This window comes from Gilliamella sp. X-46, from assembly GCF_057063525.1.
On the sequence record NZ_JBXSQH010000007.1, the window covers coordinates 13,361 to 39,928 of the forward strand.

Here is a 26,568-nt window from a genome sequence, read left to right on the forward strand (position 1 = left end):
AACTTTATAGTTGATTTAAGCGTTGTAGCATTTGATCGGATGCTGAGATCGCTTTGCTGTTAATTTCGTAAGCACGTTGGACTTGAATCATATTCACCAACTCTTCAGCAACATTAACGTTAGAGGTTTCGGTATAACCTTGATATAACAAACCTGCACCATTTAACCCTGGGGTGTTTTCGGTTGGTGAGCCTGAGCTTTCAGTTTCTAAATAAAGATTTTCGCCCATGCTTTCAAGACCTGTTTCATTAATGAAAGTATGTAATGTTAATTGACCAACTTGTACTTGAGCTGATTGGTTGGCTAGGGTTACATTAACGATACCATCACGGGCAACGGTCATTTTGATGGCATTGGCTGGAATATTGATTGTTGGCTGTATTTCATATCCAGATGCGGTAACAAGTTGACCATTTTGGTTAACCTGAAATGCACCACTACGAGTATAAGCTTGTGTGCCATCGGGTAGTAGCACTTGGAAAAAACCTTGTCCATTAATAGCTATATCACTGCTGTTATCGGTTAATTCTAAATTCCCTTGGCTGTGAACCCGCTCTGTTGCAACAGGACGCACGCCAGTACCAATTTGTAATCCAGACGGTAATGTTGTTTGTTCTGAAGACTGAGCACCGGGTTGGCGAATGGTTTGATATAATAAGTCTTCAAATACTGCTCGTTGTCGTTTAAAACCGCTGGTGCTGACATTAGCTAAATTATTAGAGATGATATCCATATTCATTTGTTGTGCCGTTAATCCCGTTTTGGCAATCCATAATGATTTAATCATTGTTATTCCTTTTTATGAAAGTGATAAAATTTGATTCGCTTTTTGTGCATTTTCGTCAGCAGTGATAATTTGTTTCATCTGCATTTCAAATTGACGAGAATGGCTAATTAAATCCACCATCGCCGTAACAGGGTTAACATTACTGCCCTCTAATACGCCCGACATGAGTTTTGCTTTTGGGTTATCTTCTAATGTTGTACCTCGTGCATTACGAGCTTCTTCAGTTAATTGAAAAAAACCGTTGTCCCCACGTATTACTTCATGGCGCTCAAGATGTACTTTTTTGATTTTTCCTACTTGAGCAATAGTAGTCGGTTTATCGCCTGCTCCCAATGCGGAAAGAGTTCCATCACTACTTATACTCACTTTAGATTGTTGAGGAACCGTTAAAACACCATTGTCGCCAATTAATGGATAGCCTTGAACATTGAGTCCGCCGTTTGCATCAATCTGGATTGCACCATTGCGAGTATAAGCTTCACTGCCGTCGGCTAATTGTACCGCTAGCCAATGATTTTCTTCTAAAGCGACATCCATATTCCGTCCGGTATAATTAAATGCCCCCATAGTCGAATCAAAAGTTGGAGTGGTTGCAGCGACCATCGTTCGTGTCGCCATACCATTGCCCACTATAGGTACCGCTTTCATCGCGGTTAACTGTGCTCTAAATCCCGAAGTCGATACATTAGCTAAATTATGTGTTGTTATCGATTGCTGATTGAGCGTTTGCCTCGCAGCTGACATTGCCGTATAAATAACCCTATCCATAAATAACCCTTAAATTAACGCAAATTAACTAACGTATTTAGGATCTGATCCTGTGTTTTAATTGTTTGTGAATTAGATTGGTAATTACGCTGAGCAACAATCATATTTACTAATTCTTGACTCATATCAACATTTGACGATTCAAGCGCTCCACTAGCTAATGAACCAAATGTACCAGACTTGGCAACCCCTAAGACTTCACCACCCGATTTTATGGTTGATCGCCAATTGTTGTTACCTGCTGATTCTAATCCGTTAATATTGGCAAAATCCGCCATAGCAATTTGACCTAATAACATGGTTTGTTGATTTGAATAAACACCATAAATTGAGCCGTCGTCATTAATGCTGTAACCAATTAAATCACCCGGTGCATAACCATCAACTATTGGTGTTTTAATACTGCCCATTTCTTTACCCATATTTTGTTGAGAGCTGTTTGCCAAGGATAAAGTGAAGGTGTTATTTGCAGATCCATTTAACCCATTAATGTTAATAGTCATTTCAGGATCACTAATTAATTTTCCTGATGCGTCAAACTCCATTTGGCCAATTGTTTGTAAACTGCCATTAGGATCACTACTATCAAGACAATGGACATCCCATTGGTTATCAGCCGTTTTTACATAAAAAAGCTGAACATTACGTTGGTTACCTAAGGAGTCATAAGTTGTAATCGTTGTAGAATAATTAAATGTGTCTGCATCAAGGGCATTGACGGGTTGTTTTGTTGGTACTTTGCTATTTGAATTTAAATTGGTTTGCAAAGTCGCTTTTGTTGTTGCTGAAGCATTCAACATTTCTTGTGAAATTTTTAGTGGCCCTGGAGCTGCACCTTGTTGTACTTGGGGTGGTGTACCTGTTGCAAGGTATCCTGTCAATTGCAGTCCATCTGCCGAAATAATATTCCGTTCAGCGTCTAACTGAAATTGACCATTGCGAGTATAGTAAATTTGTCCACTGCTATCTACTAAACGGAAAAAACCATTACCAGAAATTGCAACATCTAAACTGTTGTTAGTTGTGGTGGTTATGCCATCATTGAAATTTTGCATTACGCTAGCGACTTTTACGCCCATGCCTACTTTTGAACCAGCATACATATCAGCAAATGAGATACTCGCGCTTTTAAACCCAACGGTTGCGGAATTAGCGATATTATTACCAATGACATCTAATTGTTTTGATGCCGCATTCATGCCACTTACTGCTTGAGAAAATCCCATGTGAACTTTATCTCCTCTAAAGAATTTGACGCACTTCGTCAATACTAATTGAACCGAGTATTCCTAAATCTAGTAATACTTTATTATTAACTTTGCTATTGATAACACCATATACCACTGAATAAGATAATGATGTTGATGATACCTTTTGCCCGTCGTAACTGGCATTAACTGAAAAAGTATAGCTGCCGTCTGGTGCGAGTGTGCCATCTGTGAGCATGCCGTCCCATGTGAAAGAGCTTACCCCTGCTGGGATTGCGCCTAAATCAACTTCGCGGACCACATTGCCATTTTTGTCTTGGATAGTGATAATCACTGAATCTGCATCACGAACTAATTCGAATCCAAATGGGGTTGTGATGGTTTCTTTTTCAGTATCTGCCCCATCGTGCTCTGTAGTTGCCACTAAAATTTTGTTACCTGGTACCATGACCCCTTTACCAATCATGTTGCTGGCATTAACCGATAAGCTGTCATCGATCTGTCCTGAAACCATTCCTAACGTGGTATTAAGTCGCTCTATACCAGCTAAAGTATTAATTTGTGCTAGTTGTGATGTTAACTGGCTATTATCCATTGGGTTAGTCGGGTCTTGATTTTTCATCTGGGCGATAAGTAGTGTTAAGAAGTTATCTTGTAACTCTTTGCTCGAATTGCCATCCGATGAGCTTTTTTGAATTGCTTGCGCACTTTTTACTCCAGATGATTGTGAAACAGCAACATTAGCTATACCCATAAGTTATCCCTTTTTATTGCCCTAATGTGAGAGTTTTTAACATTAAATTTTTTGCCGTATTAATCACTTCGACATTTGCTTGATAACTACGTGATGCTGAAATGGTGTTCACCATTTCAGCAACTACATCGACATTAGGCTTTTGAATATAGCCTTTTGCATCGGCCAAAGGATGATTAGGTTCATAAACTAAATTCATTGGTGCGGGATCTTCAATCACTTGCGAAACTTTAACGCCAGCCACTTGATTTGAATACCCATTATCATCAACCTGAAAAACCACTTGCTTAGCACGATAAGCCTCACCTGAAGTGCTTGTGATACTATCCGCATTGGCTAAATTACTGGCACTGACATTCATGCGTTGGGTTTGCGCCATTAACGCTGACCCCGAAATGGCTAAAATAGAAAAACTCATTATTATTATCCTTGCTGTAACACCGATATTACATTTTTAAATTGCTCACCTAAAAAGGTTAAATTGCTTTGGTAATGAATACTATTGTCAATAAATGAGGTACGTTCTTGATCCATTTCGACTGTATTACCATCAGCCGATGCTTGATAAGGAATACGATAAAGTATATTTTGATTAGGTGCGATTGGTGCTTTTATCTGGATATGGCGATTGGAGGTAGTATTCAATCTAACATGATTAATGCTAGCCTGATTATTAAGCGCTTTACTTAACTCAGCATTAAAATCAATATCTCGAGCCTGATAATTAGGCGTATCGCTGTTTGCAATATTTGCCGCTAATATATTTTGTCGCATTGCACGTATATTTAATGCTTGCTGGTGAAAATTAACCCATGTATCCAATTTATCAAACATAAAATCGTCTCACTTTTTTTGATAATTAGGATTTTAAGCGAATCAAAAAAAAGTCATTGAGAAAATAACGATAAAAATTGCCCTTATTTCAAGATTCATTTCATGTAATCATAAAGTAAAATCAATTTATGAATAATTCCAAATAAGTAGACATGATTAAAACTGTAAAATTAATACTGGCCATTTTTATGCTTTTTAGCTGGAATACAGGTTTAGCTAATCCACTTGATAAGCAGATAAATAATTTAATATCTCAACAATTTAACTATGAAGTCGATAATATTGTAATTACTTATCCTACCGCTAAACCTAAATTAGATTGCGATACACCAGTGCTTGCGTTATTGAATAAAAAAAAGCAGTGGGGCAACATGACGATTAGTGCTCAATGTGATAATAAGAAAAAATTTATCCAAATTCATGTTGCTGTTATAGGTAACTATATTGTAGCTAAGCAAACAATACATGCAGGAACAGTAATTAGCAAAGATAACATACGCATTCAATCCGGTCGGCTAGATAAAATATCTTCTGCGGTTATTGTCAATGAAGTTGATGCCCTTAATCATATCGCTTTACGAAATATCAATCCGGGTGAACCAATAAAAACAACAATGCTCCAAAACAGTTGGCTGGTAAAAGCAGGACAAATAATTAAAGTAATAATTCGTGGTGGGGGTTATGAGGTAGCGACTAGTGGAAAAACACTTGGCAATGCCGCATTAAACGAGAAGATTAGAGTTAAACTAAATTCTAACAAAATTGTTGAAGGTACGTTGACTCACCAAGGAGTCATAATTTTCAATAAATAATATTAATGATTTTTTTATTATTGCCGATAATAAGACTAAACAAATCACTTAAATCGTAAATTTGATTAAAGGTATTTTATGAGTATAGATGCAACAAAATCCGTTAGAACCATATCAAGACTACTTAACTGTGATGTAGTCAATGAACAACAAAAAAATCCGACTGCATCTGTACCCCCCCAAAACAGTGCCAATATCAGTACTAACGTGAGTATAACTCAAAATTCAATGGATCTTTTACATTCAACTGACAAAGATATTGATGTGGAAAAAATTGAAAAAATAAAACAAGCCATTACCAACGGTACATTGGCTATTGATACCAATAAAATTGCAGATAAATTAATTAAACAATTGCTACAACATATTTGAAGATAAGTCAGAATTACAGGAATACAAAAATGTTAGAACTCAATAACATCCTAAACAAAATAACAGAAATGTTACAAACACTTTCAGAAATTCTGCAAACAGAGCAAAAAATATTAATTGAAAATAGCCTAACAAATCAGTTAAGTGAAATTATTAATAAAAAAAGTCAGTTACTAATTCAATTAAAGTTACTGGATGAAAACCGCATAAAGTTAAGTAAACAATTTAATATTCAACCACCTTATAAAGACAATCCAACAATTGCAGCACATTGGCTATCAATCACTGATACAACAAAACTACTATCAAAAATAAATCGTGATAACGGATTAATTATTCAAAATCGTATGAATATAACCCAGCAATCGATCAATTATCTTAAAGGTATAAATAGTCCTACTGTTTATACCAATAATGGCTATCAAAAAACCGACGTTATCTCGTCAAAACGAGCTAAAGTTTAAAGAGAATTGATATTTGTTTTCGGTAAAGCTGATAAATACCCCAAAAATGCCCTCTTATTAAGCCAATAACTCGTTAGTAATTAGTTCATACTGTTAGCATTGTAAATATTAATCAAACTATGCAGTTTTATTTAATTTCATCATGGCTGACGATAATGATCTAGATAAAAGCGAACATCCCACCGATAGCAAAATAAAAAAGGCTAAAGAAAAGGGGCAGATCCCTCGATCTCGCGAATTAACTTCGTTGTTAATCTTGTTAATAGGTATCACTTTATTTGAGTTTTTGGGCTCACACTTAGTTAACCAGTTAATCGCAGTCATAAGAACAGCAATAACAGTTTCGTATAAAACAAGTGATGATAAATTACTCGTCTTTAATTTAGTTGACTTGTTAACCAAGGGTTTTTGGTCAATAGTCCCAATTTTTTTTGGTTTGGTTATTGTTGCTATATTCGCGCCACTTTGTGTAGGTGGTTTACTATTTAGCTTTCAATCAATTAAGCCAAATTTTAAAAAACTAAATCCAATATCTGGATTTGGCAGAATATTTAGTACTAAAGTTTTTTCTGAATTGTTAAAAAGTATACTTAAAGTGATGTTAATTGCTATGACTTCAACATGGTTTTTAATGCACCATTTCCCTAATATGCTTTCGTTACCACATATGTATTTTAATAATGCTTTAGCTAAAGCAATACAGTTAGTCATTCTTTGTGGAATGCTAAGCGTTATATCGTTAATACCTATGGTGGGATTTGATATTTTTTATCAAATTTGGAGTAATTTAAAAAAATTAAAAATGTCAAAACAAGAGATCAAAGATGAATTTAAAGAGCAAGAGGGAAACCCACAAATTAAAGGGCGAATTCGCCAAATGCAACAAGCGATCGCTAGACGAAGAATGATGAAAGATATTACTAAAGCCAATGTTATTGTTACTAATCCAACTCATTATGCCGTTGCTTTGCAATATGATGAAAAAACAATGATGGCACCAAAGTTATTGGCAAAAGGTACTGACAAACTTGCACTGCGCATTAAAGAAATAGCTAGTGAACATGACATTCCCCAATTAGAAGCACCTCCGCTTGCACGAGCTTTATATCGCCACGGCGAAATAGGTGAAACAATTCCAACCGAACTATATGCCGCTGTTGCTCAAATCTTAGCTTGGGTATATCAATTAAAACATTGGCATAAATATGGTGGGAATAAACCAGTAAAACCTAATAATTTACCCGTACCAGAGTCACTATCCGTAAATAAATAAAGGCAATAACTAATCTTATGATTAAATCTAAACTACTTAATTTATTATCAATTAATACATTAAAAAATGGTCACTATCAGATATTAGCTGGACCAATGCTCATTTTATTGATTCTTTCAATGATGGTATTACCTTTGCCAGCATTTATTTTGGATCTGTTTTTTACGTTTAATATTGCTTTATCAATTATTATATTAATTGTGGCATTATTTACTAAACGAGTGCTTGATTTTGCAGCATTTCCAACCGTTTTATTATTTGCAACTTTATTAAGGTTATCATTAAACGTTGCCTCTACACGAGTCGTTTTATTAAAAGGGCATACAGGTAGCGCTGCTGCTGGACGGGTGATTGAAGCTTTTGGGCACTTTTTAGTTGGCGGTAATTTTGCTATTGGTATTGTGGTATTTATTATTTTGGTCATTATTAACTTTATGGTCATCACCAAAGGTGCAGGCAGGATAGCCGAAGTAGGAGCACGCTTTGCATTAGATGGCATGCCAGGTAAACAAATGGCAATCGATGCCGATCTTAATGCAGGTTTAATTGGTGAAGATGAGGCCAAAGCTCGTCGTACAGAAGTCACTCAAGAAGCTGACTTTTATGGTTCAATGGATGGTGCCAGTAAATTTGTACGTGGAGATGCAATTGCCGGATTACTTATCATGGCAATTACCATTATTGGCGGTTTATTGGTAGGAGTTATGCAACATGATATGGCTCTTTCTGATGCGAGTAAAACCTATGTGTTGCTGACTATTGGCGATGGATTAGTTGCACAAATACCATCACTGATTATTTCAACGGCAGCAGGAGTTATTGTGACTCGAGTCACATCACAAGACAATGTCAGTGAGCAGATGCTCAAGCAGTTATTTAATAATCCACAAGTTTTGATTTTAACCGCTGTTGTAATTGGTTTACTTGGGCTAATTCCCGGCATGCCAAATTTAGTATTTTTACTGTTCACAGCTTTTTTATCTATTATTGCTTGGTGGCTAACTAAACAGAAAAAAACAGAACAGACAACCACACCCAAACAAGCTAATGTGCAAGCAACCACGCCGGCCAATATAGAAGCGACATGGTCTGATGTTAATATTGAAGATATATTAGCAATGGAAGTGGGTTATGGATTAATTCCAATGGTCGATCAAACTCAAAACGGTGAGTTGTTAGGGCGAATTCGTAGTTTACGCAAAAAATTTGCGCAAACATTGGGTTTTTTACCCCCTCAGGTGCATATAAGAGACAATCTTTCGTTAGCGCCTTATCAATATAAAATATTTATCAAAGGTGGCGAAATAGGCAACGGGGAAATTGTTAATAACAAATGGTTAGCCATTAATCCGGGTAATGTAACAGAAACCATTGAGGGTATTGCAACGACTGAACCCGCTTTTGGATTGCCTGCAATTTGGATAGATGAAAACGATAAAGAAAATGCTCAAATATTGGGATATACCGTTGTAGATACAAGTACTATGATCGCTACTCATTTTAATCATTTACTACAACAATTTGCTGGCGATTTGTTAGGGCGCTTAGAAACCCAAGAACTTCTCGACAGAATAAAACAAGATATTCCTAAATTAGTGGAAGACTTTATTCCTGGCGTTGTGACATTAACCACTTTTCATAAAATTTTACAAAACCTGATCGCCGAAAAAGTATCAATTAGAGATATGCGAACTATCATTGAAACAATCTGCGAGCATGCACCAACCCAAAATGACGCTTATCAATTACTAAGTATAGTTAGAATAGCATTAGGTAGAGTGATTACACAGCAATGGTTCCCGGGCTATGCTCCAATTAATGTCATAGGGTTAAATATCAATTTAGAACGTTTGTTATTACAAGCGCTGCAAAATACCAGTAATTTTGAACCGGGACTTGCCGAACACATTATTGAACAAATTAGACAAGCCATCAATCAACAAGATACCATCGGTGCTCCACCAGTATTACTAGTGAATCATGCATTAAGACCGATGTTATCGCAATTTTTAAGACCGAACTTTCCTCAATTAGCCGTGCTATCGAATTTAGAAATTACCGATAATCGAGAGATAAAAGTTAGCACGCAAATTGGTGCTCAATAGTTCCTTATTGTAAAAGAGCCTATTGCACTTTACCCAATTTTTACCCTTTTTTTGAGTCTATTTTAATATCAATAATAATCAATATGTTAAAATCATCAAAAAAAGGGTTAGAAATTTAAAAATCGGGAACTGTTGCGGTTTGGCTTAGTCCATAGCTATTAAATGTGCCTTGTACTGGCTCTAGGCATTTTTCTTGCTTTATCCACAAAATAAATTTTTGCCCTGTACTTTTACTATGCAAATGAAAGTGTGGATATTGCAAATGAACGCTTCCCCACTTTTCAATCATTTTATTTTTTACTTCAGGCGTCCATTTTCCTTGTGCTGTTAATCGTTGTTCGGCACGCCTTAATGCACTTTGACCTTTAGGGTTAACTCGGCTAAAACGTAAATAGCCTTTTATCGTCGTTGGTACTGTAGTGATAGACATCAATAAAGCATAATCACTAATTGTCGATTTTTGCTGTATATCTGCTTTAAGGTTTTGCAGTTCCTGCTCGGTGCCCAATAGGCGAATCACTCCGCCTAATGTTCGGTGCACATGGTAACAAGGAAAGCTAATTGCGATATTTCCTTGGTGATTGACCAAAATTTGGTGTAGTGATTGCATCACTTGATTCATCACATCCACTTCGGTTATCTCAATTTGCGAAATCGCTCGCAACTCTAAATAATGTGAGTGCATCTTATTTACTCCTTACCGCTGGCACCAAAGACACCACCACGAATTAATACCGCAATTACATAATGTTGCTGATCAAGCGATGGTTTTTCACCTTTTAAAATCCAATTATCAAATAAGGTATAAAAATCTAATTTCTGTTTTGGTTGGCGGAAAGCATGTCCCATTGAAGTAACCGAGCCATACGGTTCTATTGCTATTGGAAATTGTGCATTCTCTTCATACCAAGTATCGATGGTTCGAATTGCATTACTGACTTTTTGTGAATGCATAGCAGCTTGTTTGTTCTTCTCATACAATACTTTACTTTTAGTTTTGCCAGTATCTAGAATTAATTCTTGTGACGGGTAAACTTCTTGACCTAAGCCCATTTTCAGTTTGGCTTCAACGTTAAAAATCACAAACTCTTCACCGGATAATCCTGCTTCAATCAGTTTAGCAAGATCATTCACCGATTTATCATCATAATCAAATGCATTAAGCTGGTATTGTTTGACATCGCTGACTTCAATGAATGGTTTTTTATCATTTTTTCGAGTAACTGAAAGGCTAATTTGCTCCGCGGTCATACGATTACGCCATAACCAACGACCATTTAAAATATTAATGGCATAACGCTTAGCTAGAGCTATCATTCCTTGCGTTTGAATATAATCCTGCGTTGTTTTTTCTAGTTCTTTTTGATATTCGATATCATTACACACGGAAGGTTTACCTAAAAATGGCAACACTTTGCAGCTCCATGTCACAACCAAAGTATCTTTATCAGCATCTAACGCAGCAACATCAACTGTTTGTAAATTTGGCTTTTGTATTTCAGCATCTAATTTGGTTGGATCGTTTGCAACTGCATTTTTAAGACGATTTGAAATAGTGCCTCGCACTGATTTTTCAGTGACTACAACAGGAGATAATTTAGTGGCATCTGCATTATCTTGCTGTGCAAAAATCGCATCAGAAATATCAAAACTACGTTCAAAAGCAAGTACGCTGGCGGTGGTGATTTTATCTTTACTCATAATGTATTCCTTATTCTATAATTTTCTAAATTTACTTAATTGGTTTCTTGATTGATAATATAAATTTCTGCATCATTAGATTGCAATTTACTGCAGTTATAACGCCAAAAAGCCTGTGATAAATTCTCTTTCAAGCGTAAAGGAAAGACCCATTTACCGAGCCCATAAATACACTCCACAAATTGCGTAGCATGCTCATTACTGCGCGCATGTTCAACCTTACCCGCTGAAAATAACGGTGAAATAGCTTGATAACCCAAATGTAAAGGCACAAGCCAACCGCGACCTTGTTTAACTGATGTAGTTTGCCAGTGATCTTTTTCTTGAGGATAATGATGTAACATTGCGGTTTCAATCAAGGCATCAAGCGCTGTAGCATTAGGATCTTGTTGCTGTAATTCAGCAGTGATATCTTGTAAATCTTGTGGTGCTTCAACTAAAACAAATGCGGGTAATAGTGCATTGATTAAGTTTTTATTTGATTCTGATGCAGAATATAGTGCGACTGATTCAATATCGACAACGTGCCCACCAGCAACACGTTGCTGGTAAAGTTTTTGTTTCATCTGTTGGATGAATGCTTGCTGCTCATCTGCATCATCTAATGTTTCACGATCTTCAATTTTTACCTCAACAAGTAATGAAACATCTAGATGAACTCGCCCTTCTTCAATAATTGAACGAGTACTACCATTTTTAGCTAGTGGATTGCGTGTTAATCGAAAAGTATAATCCGCATAGTTGTTTGGTCGATAAACTTGTACATCACATTCATGACATGCGATTAACACGCCATCTAAGTAAATAGGATTTTCTGATTCAATTTTACGACTTAAAGCATGAATCGCACCCAAAAACCCCGAAATAGCCGGAAAGCCATACGTTAATGGGCTAGAAATTGCATTGGTATTATGAATTTTGACATGATCAAATAATAAATAATAACGTAATGATGCCATTAAAATATCCCCTCCCTTTTACGTTGACTTGCTTTTACCGCTGCATTAAATTCACGGCGCCATTCGCTAAATTCAGGATCAGCAAATTGCTGTTTAAAATTTTTAAATTTTTCTTTTAAAATAGTTTGAATCCAAAAAGCAAATTGCTTTTCTAATTCTTGTTGCCAATCGCTTTGTTCATATCTTATTTTAAAATCGGTTTCGCCATCCAACATGACTCGTTTTGGATCAAGCCAAAGTTGTTGAGTTAGATTTAGTGAGGATTCCCTACTCCAACCAGCCCTTTTGGTCATTTGGATATGCGCAACGAACTTAAGAATTAATGTTAAGATGACAAAAAAAGCCTCTTTTCTATTGTTTCTCACAACAAAAATATTTTTTTTTGCTTCAACAGTATCAAATAATAACTTAAAACCATATCGACAATAATATTGAAATGAACTATTAAAAATGGTTTCTTGAAAATTTGTAATTGATGGAAACTGAGGTTTTTGAAATTTAGGTGGCATGGAAGGTAACAAAAAATTACGCCCCATTTGACTACCAATAAGTTGGCTTGCATTTTGAGCATTACTGCCACCCAGTTTAACAACGGCTAAATCATGAAAAGAAAAATAAGATTGATACTCAACATCCTTTTTTTTACGTAATTCTCGTGCATTTTTATTTTCTTCCGAAAATCGGGTTTGCACCTTCTGATAAACCAAATAGCACAAAGCACTAGGATGTAGTGGAATCAATAAGCGGTAATTATTTTCATGCTGTGACAAATAAGTTTCTTCACTATTCGGCCAGAAAATTTGCTTATTAAGTTCCGAAGCCTGCGCATCACTCCAATTATCTCTAAGTAACTGCTGAAAATTTTCCAAATAAAGAGTAGATTTATTTTTATCATCAGATAAAGCTTCTTGAACAGCAGGGTGATTATTAATAATAAGCTGTAAAATTGTTATATCATTTTTAACGACTTGGTTTAAAAGCCCAAATATATCTAAAGCCGCAGCACCACTGGCATCAAAAGGCAAAGTGTTCACTGTAGCAGATGATACTAAATTATTCAGATTATTAGGCTTTATCTGTGTATTGTAATTTGCGTTACAAGCCTTCGAGCTCGGGTGAACTCCTTTAGCTATATGGGTAGCAATAAGAAGCCATGAAATACGACGAATAGCTGCATCTTCCATCCACGTTTCAAAATCAAATCGCTTGGCTAACTCATCTAACTTTTGCTGAGCTTCATTAACTGCAACTAAATCACCCGCTTCTTTTGCTTTTTCTAGCTTAGCGGTTTCACTTTTATAATTACTATTATTGGCAAGCCGTTGTTGTAGAAAGTCTAAAATTACCTTTCTTATATCTTGCCAAGAAATATTGTTCATTGGCCCTCCTTATATTTTTTCGAAATTAAAAAGGCTTATATCATTAAATATAAGCCTTTAATTTAATGCTATGCTGCTTTAAATTTTAAGTATAAATTCAATATATTTAAAGCATTACTGTTATACACCCATTCTTTATTGGAATTAAGATATCTATAATTATCTTGTTCAAGCTTTAATTTCTTAACCAAATATTTAATTTCTTTAATTGTCGAAATATTTAGAATTTTCATTAGATCTCGAATTGAATAATATTTAGATTGCGTAGGTAATCCAACAATTAATTCATCATTAGCAGCAGGCGAATCAATAACAAATTTTTGCACTTGATTTAGTAATTCTTTATCAAAAGAAATTTGACGAGGTATAACAAAATATTTATTATTAGACATAGTATTTCTCCTTCATTTATGCCTAGGTTGAAATATGCTCTTATCAAATGACGTAAACATCGGATAAGAGCTTCTTAATATTTGTGAGTAAATCACGAAACAAATATATACGAAAAAAGCGAATAGATCAATAATAAATTAAAAGTAAAATATAATGGGAATGTTATTTTTATAAATTAAGCGTTATTGGCAAATAAAAACCGCCTATGCGGCGGTGGAACTATTAAATTAAAACAAAAATTTAATGTTTCTAAACTGCTTACACAGCAGTGCCATCAAGTATAAAAGAATTCCCTACCTTTTACTAGCAACCATTATTCACCTGACGATATTTTGTCAAAAAGTTTCAGGTAACTATGTGTTTCAGTATAAAAACTGATATTCTTTTATCCTTTCTTTTCATAAAATCCTAAATAAGGATGAAAACACCAACTGCAATTGCGATATAAGCTTACGCTACAAAATTCATTTGCTAAGCGATATGGCGTTTTATTTGGGAAATATTCGGTTACTTTTGCTATGGCTTGCTCGACATTATTAATTAGCCAAGGTTGGATATTAGGATTATCAAATGACCAGTTTTTATATTCAATTATACTATTTTGTGTATCTTCGCAGCGCTCATCTGGTGTTTGCCATGCGATATCTGCATAGCTAAATTGATAATCGCCATCGTCGTCGAGTTGGCAAATATATTCATCTTGTGTCTTATCATTTCCTCTAAATGGCGAAATCGCCTGTAAATGCACACAATGGTGATGAGCTAAGCCTTGTTGCCAATAGCTGGTCACATAATTACTTTTACGGGCATTAATTGCAAAAAGATCTGCCATGACCTTATGTTCTAGTTCGGCGAGAGTCAGCCCATCTTCTGGGCTAGACTGAATACGTGGAACAGCATCAATATTTACTAACTGATGATCAGGAATTAGTTCATTTGTTTTATGGGTTTTCAGCAAGAATAATGGCTTTTCTTCAAAACCTGGTTTAGTAAAACAGGCTTGATCAGTACGATAATTAAATTCAATTGCTTTTAAATTCGATCCTAATATGGCTACATTAGCTTTTTGCGCAATTTTTTGTGGTCGGTGACGCCATACTCGTCCAACTAACTGAATAATAGATCGCATGGATGATGGTTCGACAATTGCCCAATCATAATCGTGATCGCGCCCAACTTCGGTGACTGGCGTGCCTATTACAATAAAGATATGGTTTTCTTTATTGCTACTTTTTATCGCTTGGAGAATTTCGGGTTGGCTAAATAGTGCTTGTTCATCACTGCGATTTAAAATTCTATCGAGCTTTTCTTCTAATTGACTACGTAATAACAGCAGTTGCCGAGCATGATAAACCACGATATGAAAAGCGGTATCATTAGGTAACTTCGTTTGTGCATAAATTTGTTCTGTGAGTAAAATAACATCTTCTGTATGGGCAAAACGCATTAAACCGATACTTACCTTTTTTTGTGATTTTTTATCAATTTGATGATGATCTTGGTGAAATTGATAAGCTTGATCTAATAATTGTTTAGCTAGCACACCATAATTGAATTTTTGATTCTCTGTTTTATTTTCTTGGTAATTTAGTAGATCCAAAATATGCCCTTTACGGCGGATTGCACTTTGTGCTAATTGATGAATGCGCATTGCTACAAATTGTTGATGGTGATCACTAAACGTTTTGGTATCAGCAATTTGTGATATCGACTGTTCATATTCATCAAACCAACCACATACAATGGTATTATCGGCATATTGGTTATTTTGATTCCAAATTTTTCGCCCTGCTTGGTAAGCGTCAAATAATCCAGCAATTAAATCTGGCGTTAAGGTCGCCGATGACAGTAGTACTTTGCTACCAAACAACCCAGTTAAATGCACTAAACGCGCCAGCGCTGGCAAGTCGTGTTGATCAAAATCATCGGGTTCATCTAAAATCAAATCTGAGGTTAACAATCTTAACGTTGGTGCAATATATTTACCGCCTCGGCTACATTCGCTAGCTTGAATAATATGGTCAATTGTACATGTCACAATAGGGGCATAAAGCAATTGTCTTGCTTTACTGTTTTCGATAATGGTGCCTAGTTCACAATCAGCAATACCACTTTCTGCTACATCAATATATTCATCAAGTAACGATTCGATAGATTCACTACCTTGGCTTTCTGAACTTTTTGGAGAATCGTTTTGTTCAATGTCTTCATTACTTAGCTCAAACAAGGTTTTTGTAGCTCGCCCACCCACTAAAATCGCCAGATGTTCATCACTTAAGTGTAATCTTTCTCTTAATGCTTTACCTGTTTGCAACGTTAAAACACGTAATCCCAATGCAATGGTAAAACGCACGCCCCGTTTAGGATTAGAAAGCGCATACATTATTCGCCCATTGGCTAAAGTTTTACCGCAGCCAGTCGATGCCATATTCACGCCAAAAAAGCCACATTCATCAGATATTGGTTGATAACTTTTTGCTAAATCAAAAGCATGATTTTGCCATTGGAATCGTTTTATAGTTGTTCGTTTGGTAAAAGGTTTATGTTGATTGATTGCGGGTAATTCCGTGATTATTTTAGGTAATAAACGAGCAAAGCGGGCTGAAAAATTAGCAACACCGATTAAATGATCATCTAAACGTTGCTTCGCTTTTTTCAGGTAATTGGTATTGGCAATTAAGATTGCTTTATTTTTTTCGGCTTCTTCATTTGCTAAAGATAAACTTGAGTAGTTATGATCAGCCACCATTAAGCTTAAACGCGAAATATGCAATAAAAACTCGTCAATATTAGACAATTGCATTAAGGGAACATGATTTAAGGCTTTGGCTGCATAACGGCTTAGTTTTTTCAGCCAAGGCTGACTTAAGGTAATATCGCTTTTAAGCTGCCAAAAATCGTTGGGTGAAGTGTGTTGACTATGACTATTTTTAACCCATTTATCAATTGCCTTAAATGTTTTATAAAAACTTCGGATAGTTAAACCAGATATATCAAAATCTATTTTCTGTAAATTTTTAATATCCCCCGTTAATGAATCCGGTAAAAACGGCATTCTATGATGCGACACAATGAGCCACTCAATCCATTGTGCCAATAATGGTAACTGCGTAAGATCATTTTTTTCAACTTTGGTAAGCTGCTTGTACCAATTAGGATACTGTTGTTGATATTCAGTAAAATGCGCTAATCGATTAAATAAGGCTTCGTTGGTGGTGCAGTCTTGAATCATTAATAAAAATAATTGCAACGAAATCCATTCATGTCGATAAGGATCAGCCGCCACAGCCGTTACTGCTCGTAATTTAGATTGAAAACCAATTGTTGCTTTACCTAAATCATGAAGTAGTGCCGCTATGGTTGTAATTAATTGAATAGCGGTTGCATATTGCCAACAATTTTCGCTGTCACTGCGTAAAATATTACGTTTAGTACGATTAGTTGGGACTCGTCCCTCTTGATTAAACTGACTGCGATCGCCCACAATCCATAAAAGGTCAGTTAAATTTTTACCATGTGTCCAATAACATGCAACAGCAGTATTTTTTCGTGCAGTTTTGCGTAATAATTTATAAAGCGTTTGTAGCCCTGCTTCGGTCATTGGGCTTTGCCATGTTCGTTCACCACAACGCTCAGCGAACTGATCAATAATGCGACGCGTTTCAGTTAATGCATTCTTTTTGCATTGGCTGACAAGTAAAATATTCATATTTTATCTGCTATCTGTTTTAAAGTATCAATAATCCTATCAAGTGCACCTAATTGAGCAAATTGCGCAATACATGCCATACGAAATTCTTTTTCACTGTCCCCTTGTTTGGCTGATAAAAAGGCTTGAGGTAACACAATGCCATCTTTAATAATATCTGCCGCATCAAACACTAAGCCACCTCGGCGAGTTTTTCCGTGTAAAATAGCCAGCCCATGAGGGAGACCTAACACCCAACAAGCCGTTGCGCCAAGGCCATAGGCTAAATAGTTACCATGATCTAAAAACTGATTAGCGGGATCATGACTTTTGCCTCGTGTGCCTTGTTCTCGTTTAAATTTGTCATCTTGTAAGGTTAATTGATTTGCCATGCCATAAAGACGTTTGCTAATTCGCCCTTCTGCAGCTAAAAGTGCTTGGCTATTATCAACATCGGTAAATTGTTGTGTTGCATCAGTAAGAATATGCGCTAACTGCGTTGTATCAACATCCCAATCAAATTGCGGCCAACACTCACTAATAATATTAAGCCGTGTTTGTTGTAATAATTTAGCCGCTTGTAATCGACGTTTGTCATCAAACCAAAATTGACACCAGCTTTGTAGGTATTCTGTCGGACGATATTCACTTTGTGGCGAGAAAAACTGGCAGGCAAATTCAGATTCAGTAGATGAAAAAAGGGGCGTTCCGCCTCCGCCACAAAAGCCAATCATGACACCTGCCCGTGAAAGCTCTCGGACTGCCGCTTGCGTCAATGATGTACCCGTACCTAATAAAATACAGGTGGTATTTGCTATTGGAATATTCCAATATAACGACTGTTGACCTTGCTCAGTCACATACTCAACTCGTCCACCATTAACCAAAACACGACAATGCTCTAAATAATAAATATTGGCTCGCTTGGAATGCATGATCGTTTTTAGATCAGAAGAATGAATCATATCCATGATGATAACTGATTAAATTAATTGAAATATAGCAAATAAACTAACATTATTTTATATTAAAAACGAGCATTTTATTATCTATTACGAGCAATTGAGTGATTGCAAAGTTATTATATCATGGCAAGGATTTTTAAAGACGAGCATTGCTCGTCTTGGTCTTTTTGTTTATCAATAAAGTTGCTGTAATGGCGTTACAGTTTGTGCCGGATCGTAATTAAGTGCTGCCGTTGTGGCATAGGCAGCATTCATGGTGGTGTCGTAATGTACCTTATATTGAATAGCACTTCGACGCAATATTTTTGACGCTTCAATGGCTGCTCGTCCAGAGGTGGTATTAAGAATATAGCTGTACTCGCCATTTTTTATGTGATCATGGATATTCGGTCGCCCTTCGTTTTCTTTTTTTACAATTTGGCATGGTATATTTGCTTGTTGTAACACTTTTGCCGTGCCGATAGTTGCGTCAATACTAAATCCATGGGCAATTAATCGCTTAGCGACTTCTAACAGCCTTGTTTTATCCTGATCACGAACCGATAATAATGCTTTTCCTGATTTTTTCATATTGGATAAGCTACCAAGTTGCGCTTTAGCAAAGGCTTCAGCAAAAGTTTTACCGATTCCCATCACTTCCCCCGTTGAGCGCATTTCTGGACCTAAGATTGGATCAACACCACTGAATTTATTAAATGGCAATACCACTTCTTTTACCGAATAATAAGCTGGAATCACCTCTTTAGTCACATTTTGCTTGGCAAGCGATTGCCCTGTCATCACGCGAGCGGCAATTTTAGCCAGTGGTAAACCTGTTGCTTTTGAGACAAACGGTACGGTACGTGCTGCACGAGGATTAATTTCAATCAAATAAATTTGGTTATCTTTAATAGCAAATTGTCCATTCATTAAGCCTTTTACATTAAGTTCAAGTGCCAATTGTTTGGCCTGCTGTCGTAGTTTATCTAAAATCTCTACAGTTAAGGTGTGGGTTGGCAGTGAGCAAGCGGAATCACCAGAGTGAATGCCTGCTTGTTCAATATGTTCCATAATGCCACCAATCACAATTTGTTCGCCATCAGCAATCACATCGATATCAACTTCAATGGCATCATCTAAAAAGTGATCGAGTAAAACAGGCGCATTATTTGATTCGCTTACGGCTGTTTTAAAATAACGGCGTAAATCTTGTTCATTATAAACAATTTCCATTGCGCGCCCCCCTAATACATAAGAAGGTCTAACCACTAATGGATAACCTATTTTTTCTGCTTTGATGACTGCCTCATTAATATCAGTCACTGTTGCGTTGACAGGTTGTTTTAATTTCAGTTTATCGACAACTTCTTGAAAGCGTTGACGATCTTCGGCTTTATCGATAGCATCTGGTGAGGTACCAATAATAGGTAGACCTGCGACTTCAAGTGCGCGGGCGAGTTTTAGTGGTGTTTGTCCACCATATTGCACAATAACACCATTTGGCTTTTCAACATGCGCAATCTCAAGCACATCTTCAAGCGTGACTGGCTCAAAATAGAGGCGATCAGAAGTATCATAATCGGTTGACACAGTTTCTGGGTTGCAGTTAACCATAATGGTTTCATAACCATCCTCACGCAGAGCTAATGCCGCATGCACACAGCAATAATCAAACTCGATACCTTGACCAATTCGATTAGGACCACCACCTAGGATCATAATTTTTTTACGGTTAAATTGAGGATTGGCTTCACACTCTTGCTCATAGGTTGAATAAAGGTAAGCAGTATCCGTTGCAAATTCAGCCGCACAGGTATCTACCCGCTTATAAACGGGATGAATATGATATTGATAACGTAAATTGCGAACCGATTGCTCAGTGGTATTAAGTAGTTTGGCAATGCGTAAATCTGAAAAACCTTTACGTTTTAATTGCCATAATGTTTCTGGATCAAGCTGTGCAAGTGACTGCTCTTTTAGCTTGTTTTCAAAACTAACCAGCTCTTCAATTTGCACTAAAAACCAAGGATCTATATTGGTTAATGTAAAAATCTCATCTAAACTCAATCCAGCCCTAAAGGCATCGGCAATATACCATATACGATCGGCGCCCGCTTCTTGGAGTTCATAACGAATTTTGGTGATATTTTTTTCATCGGTATAATCGTCAATTTTAGGATCAAATCCTGAAGCGCCAACCTCAAGCCCTCGCAATGCTTTTTGTAATGATTCTTGAAAAGTACGCCCAATAGCCATGACTTCACCAACCGATTTCATTTGCGTGGTTAAACGATCGTTACAACCAGCAAACTTTTCAAAATTAAAGCGTGGGATTTTAGTGACCACATAATCAATCGACGGTTCAAATGAGGCAGGTGTTTTACCGCCTGTAATATCATTCGATAATTCATCAAGAGTATAGCCAACTGCCAACTTAGCAGCGATTTTAGCAATTGGAAAGCCAGTAGCTTTAGAAGCTAACGCTGATGAACGTGATACTCGCGGATTCATCTCAATAACAATTAATCGCCCGGTTTTAGGATCAACCGAGAATTGTACATTGGAGCCACCAGTTTCAACGCCAATTTCACGCAGTACGGCAATTGATGCATTACGCATGATTTGATACTCTTTGTCCGTCAATGTTTGTGCTGGCGCAACGGTAATTGAATCACCAGTGTGAATGCCCATTGGATCGAAGTTTTCAATTGAGCAAACAATAATACAATTGTCATTTTTGTCTCTCACCACTTCCATTTCGTACTCTTTCCAGCCTATCAATGATTCATCGATGAGCAGTTCATTAGTCGGTGAAAGATCGAGCCCACGGGTACAGATTTCTTCAAATTCTTCTGTGTTATACGCAATTCCGCCCCCCGTTCCTCCCATGGTAAAGGACGGGCGAATAATACAGGGAAAACCAACCTGCTCAAGAACGGCATAAGCTTCTTTAAGCGAATGCGCAATACCTGATCGTGCGGTATCAAGGCCAATTTTTTTCATGGCTTCATCAAACCGTTTGCGATCTTCGGCTTTATCTATAGCATCGGCTGTTGCACCAATCATTTCGACATTAAATTCTTTTAATACGCCTTGCTTTTCGAGCTCTAATGCACAATTTAGCGCTGTTTGCCCACCCATAGTCGGTAAAATAGCATCGGGTCTTTCTTGTTCAATAATCTTGCGAACGGATGTCCAATGAATTGGCTCGATATAAGTTGCATCGGCCATTTCAGGATCCGTCATGATAGTAGCAGGATTGGAGTTAACTAAAATAACGCGATAGCCTTCTTCACGTAGCGCCTTACATGCTTGTGCACCCGAATAATCAAATTCACATGCTTGACCAATAACAATTGGGCCTGCGCCAATAATTAATATACTGTTGATATCTGTTCGCTTAGCCATAATTATTGCTCCTGCTTATAAATTTTAATTAACTCAATAAAGTGATCAAAAAGAGGTGCGGCATCATGTGGCCCTGGACTGGCTTCTGGGTGACCTTGGAAACTAAAAGCTGGTTTGTAATTGTGATGAATACCTTGCAGTGAACCATCAAATAGTGATTTATGAGTGGCTCTTAGATAAGCAGGTAAACTTGTTTCATCTACCGCAAAACCATGATTTTGGGCGGTGATCATCACCCGATTATTTTCAAGATCTTTAACGGGGTGATTTCCGCCATGATGACCAAACTTCATTTTAATTGTTTTTGCCCCACATGCCAGCGCTAAAAGTTGATGGCCTAAGCAGATGCCAAAGATAGGAATGTCAGTATTTAAAAACTGCTTAATAGCCTCAATTGCATAACGGCAAGGAGCTGGATCACCTGGGCCATTAGATAAGAATATGCCATCGGGCTTTAATGCAAGGACTGCTTCTGCTGTCGTTTTGGCTGGTACGACAGTTAATTTACAACCACGCTCAACTAACATGCGCAGGATATTGCGTTTTACGCCAAAATCATAAGCAACAACATGGTATGGTAATTGGTTTTCTGGCATTGGATTAGACGGCAGTCTTGTCCATATGCCTTGAGTCCAAATATAACTTGTTGAACACGTCACTTCTTTAGCTAAATCAAGCCCACTTAATCCTTTAAAATTTATTGCCTGTTGTTTGGCTATTTCGGCTTTTTCAAGTAAAGTCTTTTTATCCGTTGATGTTATTATAACACCATGCTGGGATCCTTTTTCACGCAAGATACGCGTTAAGCGCCGCGTATCAATATCGGCAATGGCAATAACATTATGCTTTTTTAAATAGCTGGAAAGATCGAGTTCGCTTCGATAGTTACTGGCTAATAATGGCAAATCACGAATAATCAACCCTTTTGCATAAACTTGGCTGGATTCGGCATCATCATCATTTGTCCCGACATTACCAATATGAGGGTAAGTCAATGTAACCAATTGTTCACAGTAAGAAGGATCAGTAAGGATTTCTTGATAGCCGGTCATGGAGGTGTTAAATACTACTTCCCCAACAGTGTGTCCATCAGCACCAATCGATTTTCCGATAAATTGCGAACCATCTTGTAACATAAGGAGGGCATAAGTTTGCATGATAAAAAAGACCTTTTGAATAAATTGTCGTTATTTTTGAATATAAATTCAAATTTACTTATCTGTAAGGATACAATAATTGGTCATTTTATTACACTTTTTTGTACAAAAGAAGCAATATTATAAAAATTATCTTAATAAACAAGTCTAATTTTTTAGACATTTCTCAACATAAGCTAAAATATTGGGATTATTATAATGTTTAGCTTGAATTTGCATAATTATTCAAATAGAATCTTTTGAATAATTACGGTTATTAGGAGCAATATTATGCACGGTTTTTATCAGCGCCATTTTTTACGATTACTCGATTTTACCCCTACCGAAATCAATCAATTAATTAATCTTGCCATTGAATTAAAACAAGCCAAACAACAAGGGCAAGAACAACAACATTTGATAGGTAAAAATATCGCGTTAATTTTTGAGAAAGACTCTACCCGTACTCGTTGTGCTTTCGAGGTTGGTGCATTTGATCAAGGTGCGAATGTCACTTATTTAGGACCTAGTGGTAGCCAAATTGGACATAAAGAATCAATTGCAGATACCGCGCGCGTGCTAGGTCGAATGTATGATGGAATTGAATATCGTGGTTATGGTCAAGAAATTGTTGAAACGTTAGCAAAATATGCAGGTGTGCCAGTCTGGAATGGCTTAACGACCGAAGCACATCCAACCCAAATATTAGCCGATTTTATGACAATGAAAGAGCATATAGGAGATCGCCCATTAAGCAGAATTAAATTTGCCTATTTAGGCGATGCTCGGAATAATATGGGAAATTCATTAATGGAAGGTGCAGCTTTAATGGGGATGGAAATTCGATTAGTTGCACCAAAAGCTTGTCAGCCGGAAGCCGAACTTGTGCAAAAGTGCCAAGATATTGCCAAAATAACAGGTGCAAAAATTATCTTAACTGAAGATGTGATTTTGGGCGTTAAAGACGTCGACTTTTTATATACTGATGTATGGGTATCAATGGGTGAGCCTAAGGAAGTTTGGGATGAGCGAGTTAAATTATTAACGCCTTATCAAGTGAATGACAATGTAATCAAACTTACCAATAATCCAAATGTCAAATTTATGCACTGCTTGCCAGCTTTTCATGATATGAATACGACAATGGGTAAACAAATGGCAGCACAATATGGCTTAACCAATGGGCTTGAGGTAACAGATAGCGTATTTGAGTCTGAGCATAGTATTGTATTTGACGAAGCTGAAAACAGGTTACATACCATTAAAGCGGTAATGGTTGCAACATTAACCAAAGACGAATAATATTGTCATAATCAATACAAAGGTGTTTTGTTAAAATAAGCACCTTTCTTTTTGCCGACGTAATGTCGGCATAATTTTATCTAAAAGAATATTGAATCATGACCAAACAAGAGCGCAATACAGATTTTAAAAAATACCTAAAACTGACTAATCCCATTCATTTTTTAGCAGTTGGATTAGGTAGCGGCATGTCACCGATTATGCCGGGTACCATGGGTTCATTAATGGCTATCCCCTTATGGCTTTTGTTTTATGGTTTACAGCCAGCTTTATACTGGATATTTATTTTAGTGACTTTTATTTTTGGTTGTTTTATTTGTCAAAAAACCTCGGATGATACACATACTCACGATTCAGGGCATATCGTTTGGGATGAATTTGTCGGCATGTGGATCACCCTATTTTTTATTCCGCAACTTTCAGTTAGTTGGGTTGCCATAGCTTTCGTGGCATTTAGAGTGTTTGACATGGCAAAACCTTGGCCAATTCGCTGGTTTGATAAACGTGTACCCGGTGGATTTGGCATTATGGTAGATGATGTGATTGCAGCTATCTTTTCATCATTCACCGTTTATGCCACAACATTGATTATTTAAAATGAAATTTTATACTAAAACGAATACTTTCCTGAAAGTTTCGACAAAAAACTAAAACATCTTTTGTGACCAACCTAATTTGGTTGAAAGATTATTAAAGTAATCATAATCTTTGGTATGAATCAAATTAAATTCATACGAAGATCGACGAATAATCACATCTTGTGTTGGTTTGACCGGTAAAATAATTTGGCTATCACAAGCGATATTTAAATCAAGTGCTGTCGTTGGAAATTTAAGATGAATAGGCACATCGCCCTTGATGACCAATGGTCTGACAGCTAATGAATGCGGAAACATTGGTGTAATAATTAATGCGTCTAAATGAGGTGCTAAAATTGGCCCACCCGCCGATAGTGAATAAGCGGTAGAGCCTGTCGGTGTTGCAATAATCAGCCCATCAGCTCGCTGTGAAAACGCATTGCGTTCATTAATGTACACATCATAGTCAATCATGTGGGCAACCGTATTTGGGGTCACAACAATTTCGTTTACGGCAAAACTCGAATTAATTAAATTGCCTTTGTCATAAATAGAAACTTCGAGTAAAAAACGAGGGTCATCGTCATATTTGCCGGCAATCACAGGGCTTAATTGTTCAATCACTTGTTCGTGTGATATGTCGGTTAAAAAACCTAAATTGCCACGATTAACACCGATCACTTTGATTTTATATGGTGATAAATAACGCGCGGAACGTAACATATTGCCATCCCCGCCTACAACAATGGCTAGGTCAGCTTGCTGGCCAATTGTTTCTAACGAGGCGTAATGGCTAACGGGGAATTGGATGTGCTCCGCCAAGCGATCTTCCACTAACACACGAATACCAAGATTAACAAGCCAATCATAAAGCACTTGATGGGTTTCAATTGCTTCTAACTTACGCGGAAGTCCAATTAGACCAATGCATTTAAATGGTGTTTGCATAAAATATCCTTGTAATTTGTTATATAAACACTATGTATTTTTTCGTGACAGGTCAAAAAATTACATATCAATGTACTGATAAGCTTGTAATCATAAAAATTGTCCCCATAATAACCGTTATTCACTAAGTTTTCGACTACATTATTTGGAGTACCTTATGACAGAACAAGATAAAAATACGTCAGAAAATGAAACTAGCATTGACACACCAGCAGAAGATACCATCGAACAAGAAGTAGCGTCACAGCCAAATCTTGAAGAACAATTAAGCGCAAAAGATGCACGCATTGCAGAGCTTGAGCAAGCCTTACAATTGGCGAAAAAAAATGAAAGCGAAGCTATGATTCGTGCACGGGCTGAAATTGATAATGTTCGTAAACGTGTTGAGCAAGATGTTGATAAAGCACGAAAATTTGCACTAGAAAAATTCTCTAATGAATTATTACCGGTTATCGATAATCTAGAACGCGCTTTAGAATCAACAGACAAAGCTAATCCTGAACATAAAGCCACTGTTGAAGGGTTAGAATTGACATTAAAATCATTCTTAGATACGGTCAAAAAATTTGGTATTGAAGTGATTAATACCGAAGATTCACAATTAAATCCCGATGTACATCAAGCGATAAGCATGGTTGAATCACCAGAACATCAATCAGGCCAAATTGTTAATACGATTCAAAAAGGTTATACCTTAAATGGTCGTTTAATTCGTCCTGCGATGGTCATTGTTGCTAAATAATTTAGTTTAAATC

24 protein-coding genes are annotated in these 26,568 nt (G+C 36.7%); 8 read left to right on the forward strand and 16 right to left on the reverse strand.

The genetic code is table 11. The features are described 5' to 3' along the window. Nucleotides 1-4 precede the first annotated feature (4 nt). From flgG to flgB, 6 genes are read right to left on the reverse strand one after another with little or no spacing between them, the layout of a single operon-like run. On the reverse strand, nucleotides 5-787 hold the full coding sequence (gene flgG / locus ACYIAJ_RS06540) for a flagellar basal-body rod protein FlgG (protein ID WP_091347929.1): 783 nt from the start codon (nucleotides 785-787) through the stop codon (nucleotides 5-7). A 12-nt stretch (nucleotides 788-799) separates the two neighbouring features. Next, entirely contained in the window at nucleotides 800-1,555 is a 756-nt protein-coding gene (locus ACYIAJ_RS06545) for a flagellar basal body rod protein FlgF (RefSeq protein ID WP_483564523.1), read from the reverse strand. Nucleotides 1,556-1,569: 14 nt separating this feature from the next. Next, nucleotides 1,570-2,781 carry a flagellar hook protein FlgE gene (flgE, locus tag ACYIAJ_RS06550; RefSeq protein WP_483564524.1) on the reverse strand — a complete coding sequence of 404 codons (1,212 nt, stop codon included), beginning with the start codon at nucleotides 2,779-2,781 and terminating at the stop codon, nucleotides 1,570-1,572. A gap of 16 nt (nucleotides 2,782-2,797) precedes the next feature. Beyond that, entirely contained in the window at nucleotides 2,798-3,517 is a 720-nt protein-coding gene (gene flgD, locus ACYIAJ_RS06555; protein ID WP_483560358.1) for a flagellar hook assembly protein FlgD, read from the reverse strand. A 13-nt stretch (nucleotides 3,518-3,530) separates the two neighbouring features. After that, complete coding sequence (gene flgC / locus ACYIAJ_RS06560) at nucleotides 3,531-3,938, reverse strand: flagellar basal body rod protein FlgC (protein ID WP_091347942.1); 408 nt, start codon at nucleotides 3,936-3,938, stop codon at nucleotides 3,531-3,533. Nucleotides 3,939-3,940: 2 nt separating this feature from the next. Continuing rightward, complete coding sequence (gene flgB / locus ACYIAJ_RS06565) at nucleotides 3,941-4,351, reverse strand: flagellar basal body rod protein FlgB (RefSeq protein WP_483564525.1); 411 nt, start codon at nucleotides 4,349-4,351, stop codon at nucleotides 3,941-3,943. Between the two features lie 152 nt (nucleotides 4,352-4,503). On the opposite strand from flgB, the gene flgA reads away from it, so the two are divergent. The 5 genes from flgA to flhA all read left to right on the forward strand — a co-directional run bounded on the left by flgA (nucleotide 4,504) and on the right by flhA (nucleotide 9,377). Next, the gene (gene flgA / locus ACYIAJ_RS06570; RefSeq protein ID WP_483564526.1) at nucleotides 4,504-5,163 is read left to right on the forward strand and encodes a flagellar basal body P-ring formation chaperone FlgA; all 660 of its coding nucleotides are present in this window, start codon (nucleotides 4,504-4,506) and stop codon (nucleotides 5,161-5,163) included. Between the two features lie 78 nt (nucleotides 5,164-5,241). Next, a complete protein-coding gene (gene flgM / locus ACYIAJ_RS06575; protein WP_483564527.1) occupies nucleotides 5,242-5,535 on the forward strand; it encodes a flagellar biosynthesis anti-sigma factor FlgM in 294 nt (97 codons plus the stop codon). Between the two features lie 29 nt (nucleotides 5,536-5,564). After that, nucleotides 5,565-5,999, forward strand: coding sequence for a flagella synthesis protein FlgN (locus ACYIAJ_RS06580; RefSeq protein WP_483564528.1), 435 nt, complete (start codon nucleotides 5,565-5,567; stop codon nucleotides 5,997-5,999). Nucleotides 6,000-6,141: 142 nt separating this feature from the next. Then, a complete protein-coding gene (gene flhB / locus ACYIAJ_RS06585) occupies nucleotides 6,142-7,272 on the forward strand; it encodes a flagellar biosynthesis protein FlhB (RefSeq protein ID WP_483564529.1) in 1,131 nt (376 codons plus the stop codon). A gap of 17 nt (nucleotides 7,273-7,289) precedes the next feature. After that, complete coding sequence (gene flhA, locus ACYIAJ_RS06590; RefSeq protein ID WP_483564530.1) at nucleotides 7,290-9,377, forward strand: flagellar biosynthesis protein FlhA; 2,088 nt, start codon at nucleotides 7,290-7,292, stop codon at nucleotides 9,375-9,377. A gap of 115 nt (nucleotides 9,378-9,492) precedes the next feature. Here the strand turns inward: flhA and cas6f are convergent, their stop codons facing one another. The 9 genes from cas6f to carA all read right to left on the reverse strand — a co-directional run bounded on the left by cas6f (nucleotide 9,493) and on the right by carA (nucleotide 23,006). Continuing rightward, nucleotides 9,493-10,062 (reverse strand): type I-F CRISPR-associated endoribonuclease Cas6/Csy4, encoded by a 570-nt coding sequence (gene cas6f / locus ACYIAJ_RS06595; RefSeq protein WP_483564531.1) that lies wholly within the window; start codon nucleotides 10,060-10,062, stop codon nucleotides 9,493-9,495. A gap of 5 nt (nucleotides 10,063-10,067) precedes the next feature. Beyond that, a complete protein-coding gene (csy3, locus tag ACYIAJ_RS06600; protein WP_483564532.1) occupies nucleotides 10,068-11,078 on the reverse strand; it encodes a type I-F CRISPR-associated protein Csy3 in 1,011 nt (336 codons plus the stop codon). 35 nt (nucleotides 11,079-11,113) lie between these two features. Next, nucleotides 11,114-12,037: a type I-F CRISPR-associated protein Csy2 gene (csy2, locus tag ACYIAJ_RS06605; protein WP_483564533.1), complete on the reverse strand. Its 924-nt coding sequence runs from the start codon at nucleotides 12,035-12,037 to the stop codon at nucleotides 11,114-11,116. Next, complete coding sequence (gene csy1, locus ACYIAJ_RS06610) at nucleotides 12,037-13,416, reverse strand: type I-F CRISPR-associated protein Csy1 (protein ID WP_483564534.1); 1,380 nt, start codon at nucleotides 13,414-13,416, stop codon at nucleotides 12,037-12,039. Before csy1 ends, csy2 begins: the two co-directional genes overlap by 1 nt. Before the next feature lie 68 nt (nucleotides 13,417-13,484). Beyond that, complete coding sequence (locus ACYIAJ_RS06615; RefSeq protein WP_174787115.1) at nucleotides 13,485-13,808, reverse strand: hypothetical protein; 324 nt, start codon at nucleotides 13,806-13,808, stop codon at nucleotides 13,485-13,487. Between the two features lie 386 nt (nucleotides 13,809-14,194). Continuing rightward, nucleotides 14,195-17,518 (reverse strand): type I-F CRISPR-associated helicase Cas3f, encoded by a 3,324-nt coding sequence (cas3f, locus tag ACYIAJ_RS06620; protein ID WP_483564535.1) that lies wholly within the window; start codon nucleotides 17,516-17,518, stop codon nucleotides 14,195-14,197. Continuing rightward, a complete protein-coding gene (cas1f, locus tag ACYIAJ_RS06625; protein ID WP_483560369.1) occupies nucleotides 17,515-18,468 on the reverse strand; it encodes a type I-F CRISPR-associated endonuclease Cas1f in 954 nt (317 codons plus the stop codon). The genes cas3f and cas1f overlap by 4 nt, the downstream gene beginning before the upstream one ends. Nucleotides 18,469-18,636: 168 nt before the next feature. Then, a complete protein-coding gene (gene carB / locus ACYIAJ_RS06630) occupies nucleotides 18,637-21,849 on the reverse strand; it encodes a carbamoyl-phosphate synthase large subunit (protein ID WP_483560370.1) in 3,213 nt (1,070 codons plus the stop codon). A 2-nt stretch (nucleotides 21,850-21,851) separates the two neighbouring features. Further along, nucleotides 21,852-23,006, reverse strand: coding sequence for a glutamine-hydrolyzing carbamoyl-phosphate synthase small subunit (gene carA / locus ACYIAJ_RS06635; RefSeq protein WP_483560371.1), 1,155 nt, complete (start codon nucleotides 23,004-23,006; stop codon nucleotides 21,852-21,854). 270 nt (nucleotides 23,007-23,276) lie between these two features. Between carA and argF the strand changes: the two genes are divergently transcribed. Continuing rightward, on the forward strand, nucleotides 23,277-24,287 hold the full coding sequence (gene argF / locus ACYIAJ_RS06640; protein WP_483560372.1) for an ornithine carbamoyltransferase: 1,011 nt from the start codon (nucleotides 23,277-23,279) through the stop codon (nucleotides 24,285-24,287). 98 nt (nucleotides 24,288-24,385) lie between these two features. Beyond that, complete coding sequence (locus ACYIAJ_RS06645; RefSeq protein ID WP_483560373.1) at nucleotides 24,386-24,883, forward strand: phosphatidylglycerophosphatase A family protein; 498 nt, start codon at nucleotides 24,386-24,388, stop codon at nucleotides 24,881-24,883. Nucleotides 24,884-24,934: 51 nt separating this feature from the next. On the opposite strand, the gene nadK is transcribed toward ACYIAJ_RS06645, so the two are convergent. Further along, complete coding sequence (gene nadK, locus ACYIAJ_RS06650) at nucleotides 24,935-25,813, reverse strand: NAD(+) kinase (RefSeq protein ID WP_483560374.1); 879 nt, start codon at nucleotides 25,811-25,813, stop codon at nucleotides 24,935-24,937. A gap of 157 nt (nucleotides 25,814-25,970) precedes the next feature. On the opposite strand from nadK, the gene grpE reads away from it, so the two are divergent. After that, a complete protein-coding gene (grpE, locus tag ACYIAJ_RS06655; protein ID WP_483560375.1) occupies nucleotides 25,971-26,555 on the forward strand; it encodes a nucleotide exchange factor GrpE in 585 nt (194 codons plus the stop codon). The last annotated feature ends 13 nt before the right edge of the window (nucleotides 26,556-26,568 follow it).